The organism is Pseudomonas sp. 8BK, from assembly GCF_902506475.1.
GTDB lineage: Bacteria > Pseudomonadota > Gammaproteobacteria > Pseudomonadales > Pseudomonadaceae > Aquipseudomonas > Aquipseudomonas anguilliseptica.
On the sequence record NZ_LR733259.1, the window covers coordinates 1 to 7500 of the forward strand.

The 7500-nt window shown below is 51.1% G+C and carries 2 tRNA genes and 5 rRNA genes (1 of these 7 only partly in view); all 7 read right to left on the bottom strand.

Going from position 1 to position 7500, the window contains the following annotated elements:
- Window positions 1-52 precede the first annotated feature (52 nt).
- A 5S ribosomal RNA gene (gene rrf, locus ACIN8IBEIGE_RS20620) occupies window positions 53-168 on the bottom strand.
- 133 nt (window positions 169-301) lie between these two features.
- A 23S ribosomal RNA gene (locus ACIN8IBEIGE_RS20625) occupies window positions 302-3192 on the bottom strand.
- A gap of 244 nt (window positions 3193-3436) precedes the next feature.
- Window positions 3437-3512 (bottom strand) — tRNA-Ala (locus tag ACIN8IBEIGE_RS20630).
- A gap of 31 nt (window positions 3513-3543) precedes the next feature.
- Window positions 3544-3620: transfer RNA gene (locus tag ACIN8IBEIGE_RS20635), tRNA-Ile, on the bottom strand.
- Between the two features lie 65 nt (window positions 3621-3685).
- Window positions 3686-5222: ribosomal RNA gene (locus ACIN8IBEIGE_RS20640) — 16S ribosomal RNA — on the bottom strand.
- 372 nt (window positions 5223-5594) lie between these two features.
- Window positions 5595-5710, bottom strand: a 5S ribosomal RNA gene (gene rrf, locus ACIN8IBEIGE_RS20645).
- A gap of 133 nt (window positions 5711-5843) precedes the next feature.
- Window positions 5844-7500: ribosomal RNA gene (locus ACIN8IBEIGE_RS20650) — 23S ribosomal RNA — on the bottom strand; it runs 1234 nt beyond the window's last position.
- The 16S, 23S and 5S rRNA genes sit together here with 2 tRNA genes alongside, the layout of an rRNA operon.

The following is a 7500-nucleotide window of genomic DNA, read 5'->3' on the forward strand; positions in this document are numbered from 1 at the left end:
GCGCAAAGTAAAACCCCCGACCAGTTTCCTGATCGGGGGTTTTGGTATAGGTGCTTGACGATGACCTACTCTCACATGGGGAAACCCCACACTACCATCGGCGATGCATCGTTTCACTACTGAGTTCGGGATGGGATCAGGTGGTTCCAATGCTCTATGGTCGTCAAGCGATTCAGCTGGGATGTCGCGATTAGGCGCTATCCCGAATTGGGTATGTGATGTCTTGGTTTGTAGTCTTACAAATTTTCGGCTGTTGCAGTCTTCATAGAGACACACAAACATCAAATTGTTTGGGTGTTATATGGTCAAGCCTCACGGGCAATTAGTATTGGTTAGCTCAACGCCTCACAGCGCTTACACACCCAACCTATCAACGTCGTAGTCTTCGACGGCCCTTTAGGGAACTCAAGGTTCCAGTGAGATCTCATCTCGAGGCAAGTTTCCCGCTTAGATGCTTTCAGCGGTTATCTTTTCCGAACATAGCTACCCGGCAATGCCACTGGCGTGACAACCGGAACACCAGAGGTTCGTCCACTCCGGTCCTCTCGTACTAGGAGCAGCCCCTCTCAAATCTCAAACGTCCACGGCAGATAGGGACCGAACTGTCTCACGACGTTCTAAACCCAGCTCGCGTACCACTTTAAATGGCGAACAGCCATACCCTTGGGACCGGCTTCAGCCCCAGGATGTGATGAGCCGACATCGAGGTGCCAAACACCGCCGTCGATATGAACTCTTGGGCGGTATCAGCCTGTTATCCCCGGAGTACCTTTTATCCGTTGAGCGATGGCCCTTCCATACAGAACCACCGGATCACTAAGACCTACTTTCGTACCTGCTCGACGTGTCTGTCTCGCAGTCAAGCGCGCTTTTGCCTTTATACTCTACGACCGATTTCCGACCGGTCTGAGCGCACCTTCGTACTCCTCCGTTACTCTTTAGGAGGAGACCGCCCCAGTCAAACTACCCACCATACACTGTCCTCGATCCGGATAACGGACCAGAGTTAGAACCTCAAGGTTACCAGGGTGGTATTTCAAGGATGGCTCCACGCGAACTGGCGTCCACGCTTCAAAGCCTCCCACCTATCCTACACAAGTAAACTCAAAGTCCAGTGCAAAGCTATAGTAAAGGTTCACGGGGTCTTTCCGTCTAGCCGCGGATACACTGCATCTTCACAGCGATTTCAATTTCACTGAGTCTCGGGTGGAGACAGCGCCGCCATCGTTACGCCATTCGTGCAGGTCGGAACTTACCCGACAAGGAATTTCGCTACCTTAGGACCGTTATAGTTACGGCCGCCGTTTACCGGGGCTTCGATCAAGAGCTTCGCGTTAGCTAACCCCATCAATTAACCTTCCGGCACCGGGCAGGCGTCACACCCTATACGTCCACTTTCGTGTTTGCAGAGTGCTGTGTTTTTAATAAACAGTCGCAGCGGCCTGGTATCTTCGACCGGCATGGGCTTACGTAGTAAATACTTCACCCTCACCGGCGCACCTTCTCCCGAAGTTACGGTGCCATTTTGCCTAGTTCCTTCACCCGAGTTCTCTCAAGCGCCTTGGTATTCTCTACCTAACCACCTGTGTCGGTTTGGGGTACGGTTCCTAATTACCTGAAGCTTAGAAGCTTTTCCTGGAAGCATGGCATCAACCACTTCGTCATCTAAAAGATAACTCGTCATCAGTTCTCGGCCTTGATTTCCCGGATTTACCTAAGAAACCAGCCTACTACCTTAAACACGGACAACCAACGCCGTGCTGGCCTAGCCTTCTCCGTCCCTCCATCGCAGTAATTAGAAGTACGGGAATATTAACCCGTTTCCCATCGACTACGCATTTCTGCCTCGCCTTAGGGGCCGACTCACCCTGCGTCGATTAACGTTGCGCAGGAAACCTTGGTCTTTCGGCGTGGGAGTTTTTCACTCCCATTGTCGTTACTCATGTCAGCATTCGCACTTCTGATACCTCCAGCAAGCTTCTCAACTCACCTTCACAGGCTTACAGAACGCTCCTCTACCGCTCAACTTACGTTGAACCCGTAGCTTCGGTGTATGGTTTGAGCCCCGTTACATCTTCCGCGCAGGCCGACTCGACTAGTGAGCTATTACGCTTTCTTTAAAGGGTGGCTGCTTCTAAGCCAACCTCCTAGCTGTCTAAGCCTTCCCACATCGTTTCCCACTTAACCATAACTTTGGGACCTTAGCTGACGGTCTGGGTTGTTTCCCTTTTCACGACGGACGTTAGCACCCGCCGTGTGTCTCCCGTGCTGACACTTGCTGGTATTCGGAGTTTGCATCGGTTTGGTAAGTCGGGATGACCCCCTAGCCGAAACAGTGCTCTACCCCCAGCAGTGATACACGAGGCGCTACCTAAATAGCTTTCGAGGAGAACCAGCTATCTCCGAGCTTGATTAGCCTTTCACTCCGATCCACAGGTCATCCGCTAACTTTTCAACGGTAGTCGGTTCGGTCCTCCAGTCAGTGTTACCTAACCTTCAACCTGCCCATGGATAGATCGCCCGGTTTCGGGTCTATACCCAGCGACTAAACGCCCTATTAAGACTCGCTTTCGCTACGCCTCCCCTATTCGGTTAAGCTCGCCACTGAATATAAGTCGCTGACCCATTATACAAAAGGTACGCAGTCACCCAACAAAGTGGGCTCCCACTGCTTGTACGCATACGGTTTCAGGATCTATTTCACTCCCCTCTCCGGGGTTCTTTTCGCCTTTCCCTCACGGTACTAGTTCACTATCGGTCAGTCAGTAGTATTTAGCCTTGGAGGATGGTCCCCCCATATTCAGACAAAGTTTCTCGTGCTCCGTCCTACTCGATTTCATTGATAAGAGAATTTCGTGTACGGGGCTATCACCCACTACGGCGGCACTTTCCAGAGCCTTCCACTATTCTCAAATCAACTTAAGGGCTAGTCCCCGTTCGCTCGCCACTACTAAGGGAATCTCGGTTGATTTCTATTCCTCAGGGTACTTAGATGTTTCAGTTCCCCTGGTTCGCCTTACACACCTATGTATTCAGTGTGTAATAACCAGCTTATGCTGGCTGGGTTCCCCCATTCAGAGATCTCCGGATCAAAGTCTGTTTGCCGACTCCCCGGAGCTTATCGCAGGCTACAACGTCTTTCATCGCCTCTGACTGCCAAGGCATCCACCGTATGCGCTTCTTCACTTGACCATATAACCCCAAGCAATCTGGTTATTGTCTCTAACGTGAAGACGACATTCGCCGAAAATTTGCAATTGAGAACTACAAATTTTACCTTGACCAGATTAATTACCAGTGAAAGTAATTAATCAGTCACTTCTATCACATACCCAAATTTTTAAAGAACGATTTGTTACTGGTCAAAGACCAGAAATCAACATTCATCTACTTGCAGTAGGAACGCTCATTTCTGAACTCTCAACGAGGCTGTATATGGTGGAGCCAAGCGGGATCGAACCGCTGACCTCCTGCGTGCAAGGCAGGCGCTCTCCCAGCTGAGCTATGGCCCCATATTCTTACAAGGCCAAACCCCACAACAATTGGTGGGTCTGGGCAGATTCGAACTGCCGACCTCACCCTTATCAGGGGTGCGCTCTAACCAACTGAGCTACAGACCCAATCGTCTTTCGCAATGAATCAAGCAATTCGTGTGGGAACTTATGAAGAAGCTGAAGTCTTCGATTAAGGAGGTGATCCAGCCGCAGGTTCCCCTACGGCTACCTTGTTACGACTTCACCCCAGTCATGAATCACACCGTGGTAACCGTCCCCCTTGCGGTTAGACTAGCTACTTCTGGTGCAACCCACTCCCATGGTGTGACGGGCGGTGTGTACAAGGCCCGGGAACGTATTCACCGTGACATTCTGATTCACGATTACTAGCGATTCCGACTTCACGCAGTCGAGTTGCAGACTGCGATCCGGACTACGATCGGTTTTATGGGATTAGCTCCACCTCGCGGCTTGGCAACCCTTTGTACCGACCATTGTAGCACGTGTGTAGCCCTGGCCGTAAGGGCCATGATGACTTGACGTCATCCCCACCTTCCTCCGGTTTGTCACCGGCAGTCTCCTTAGAGTTCCCACCATAACGTGCTGGTAACTAAGGACAAGGGTTGCGCTCGTTACGGGACTTAACCCAACATCTCACGACACGAGCTGACGACAGCCATGCAGCACCTGTGTCTGAGCTCCCGAAGGCACCAATCCATCTCTGGAAAGTTCTCAGCATGTCAAGGCCAGGTAAGGTTCTTCGCGTTGCTTCGAATTAAACCACATGCTCCACCGCTTGTGCGGGCCCCCGTCAATTCATTTGAGTTTTAACCTTGCGGCCGTACTCCCCAGGCGGTCAACTTAATGCGTTAGCTGCGCCACTAAAATCTCAAGGATTCCAACGGCTAGTTGACATCGTTTACGGCGTGGACTACCAGGGTATCTAATCCTGTTTGCTCCCCACGCTTTCGCACCTCAGTGTCAGTATCAGTCCAGGTGGTCGCCTTCGCCACTGGTGTTCCTTCCTATATCTACGCATTTCACCGCTACACAGGAAATTCCACCACCCTCTACCGTACTCTAGCTCAGCAGTTTTGAAAGCAGTTCCCAGGTTGAGCCCGGGGATTTCACTTCCAACTTACTGAACCACCTACGCGCGCTTTACGCCCAGTAATTCCGATTAACGCTTGCACCCTTCGTATTACCGCGGCTGCTGGCACGAAGTTAGCCGGTGCTTATTCTGTCGGTAACGTCAAAACAATAACGTATTAGGTTACTGCCCTTCCTCCCAACTTAAAGTGCTTTACAATCCGAAGACCTTCTTCACACACGCGGCATGGCTGGATCAGGCTTTCGCCCATTGTCCAATATTCCCCACTGCTGCCTCCCGTAGGAGTCTGGACCGTGTCTCAGTTCCAGTGTGACTGATCATCCTCTCAGACCAGTTACGGATCGTCGCCTTGGTGAGCCATTACCTCACCAACTAGCTAATCCGACCTAGGCTCATCTAATGGCGCGAGGTCCGAAGATCCCCCGCTTTCTCCCGTAGGACGTATGCGGTATTAGCGCCCGTTTCCGAACGTTATCCCCCACCACTAGGCAGATTCCTAGGCATTACTCACCCGTCCGCCGCTCTCAAGAGAAGCAAGCTTCTCTCTACCGCTCGACTTGCATGTGTTAGGCCTGCCGCCAGCGTTCAATCTGAGCCATGATCAAACTCTTCAGTTCAATACTGCTTGGGTTTTGAAAAAACCCTAAACTTAGCTCAGCAATCGCAAAAAACTCTCAAATTAACGAGTGTTACTTGTGATGCTGATAATCTTGCGACTAGCAGTCTTACCTCACAAGCACCCACACGAATTGCTTGATTCAGTTGTTAAAGAGCAGTTGGTTAAGCCTTTCGTCTCAACCGAGGCGCGCATTCTACAGCAGCCTCATCTTCCGTCAAGCCATTTTTCGAAATTCTTTTTAGAAAAGTTCTTTCTACTCAACGACTTGCACTACATCTTTTCAGCACTCGCTTCGATCACTCAAAACTTCATGCTTGTACTAATAGTAAAACCCCCGACCAGTTTCCTGATCGGGGGTTTTGGTATAGGTGCTTGACGATGACCTACTCTCACATGGGGAAACCCCACACTACCATCGGCGATGCATCGTTTCACTACTGAGTTCGGGATGGGATCAGGTGGTTCCAATGCTCTATGGTCGTCAAGCGATTCAGCTGGGATGTCGCGATTAGGCGCTATCCCGAATTGGGTATGTGATGTCTTGGTTTGTAGTCTTACAAATTTTCGGCTGTTGCAGTCTTCATAGAGACACACAAACATCAAATTGTTTGGGTGTTATATGGTCAAGCCTCACGGGCAATTAGTATTGGTTAGCTCAACGCCTCACAGCGCTTACACACCCAACCTATCAACGTCGTAGTCTTCGACGGCCCTTTAGGGAACTCAAGGTTCCAGTGAGATCTCATCTCGAGGCAAGTTTCCCGCTTAGATGCTTTCAGCGGTTATCTTTTCCGAACATAGCTACCCGGCAATGCCACTGGCGTGACAACCGGAACACCAGAGGTTCGTCCACTCCGGTCCTCTCGTACTAGGAGCAGCCCCTCTCAAATCTCAAACGTCCACGGCAGATAGGGACCGAACTGTCTCACGACGTTCTAAACCCAGCTCGCGTACCACTTTAAATGGCGAACAGCCATACCCTTGGGACCGGCTTCAGCCCCAGGATGTGATGAGCCGACATCGAGGTGCCAAACACCGCCGTCGATATGAACTCTTGGGCGGTATCAGCCTGTTATCCCCGGAGTACCTTTTATCCGTTGAGCGATGGCCCTTCCATACAGAACCACCGGATCACTAAGACCTACTTTCGTACCTGCTCGACGTGTCTGTCTCGCAGTCAAGCGCGCTTTTGCCTTTATACTCTACGACCGATTTCCGACCGGTCTGAGCGCACCTTCGTACTCCTCCGTTACTCTTTAGGAGGAGACCGCCCCAGTCAAACTACCCACCATACACTGTCCTCGATCCGGATAACGGACCAGAGTTAGAACCTCAAGGTTACCAGGGTGGTATTTCAAGGATGGCTCCACGCGAACTGGCGTCCACGCTTCAAAGCCTCCCACCTATCCTACACAAGTAAACTCAAAGTCCAGTGCAAAGCTATAGTAAAGGTTCACGGGGTCTTTCCGTCTAGCCGCGGATACACTGCATCTTCACAGCGATTTCAATTTCACTGAGTCTCGGGTGGAGACAGCGCCGCCATCGTTACGCCATTCGTGCAGGTCGGAACTTACCCGACAAGGAATTTCGCTACCTTAGGACCGTTATAGTTACGGCCGCCGTTTACCGGGGCTTCGATCAAGAGCTTCGCGTTAGCTAACCCCATCAATTAACCTTCCGGCACCGGGCAGGCGTCACACCCTATACGTCCACTTTCGTGTTTGCAGAGTGCTGTGTTTTTAATAAACAGTCGCAGCGGCCTGGTATCTTCGACCGGCATGGGCTTACGTAGTAAATACTTCACCCTCACCGGCGCACCTTCTCCCGAAGTTACGGTGCCATTTTGCCTAGTTCCTTCACCCGAGTTCTCTCAAGCGCCTTGGTATTCTCTACCTAACCACCTGTGTCGGTTTGGGGTACGGTTCCTAATTACCTGAAGCTTAGAAGCTTTTCCTGGAAGCATGGCATCAACCACTTCGTCATCTAAAAGATAACTCGTCATCAGTTCTCGGCCTTGATTTCCCGGATTTACCTAAGAAACCAGCCTACTACCTTAAACACGGACAACCAACGCCGTGCTGGCCTAGCCTTCTCCGTCCCTCCATCGCAGTAATTAGAAGTACGGGAATATTAACCCGTTTCCCATCGACTACGCATTTCTGCCTCGCCTTAGGGGCCGACTCACCCTGCGTCGATTAACGTTGCGCAGGAAACCTTGGTCTTTCGGCGTGGGAGTTTTTCACTCCCATTGTCGTTACTCATGTCAGCATTCGCAC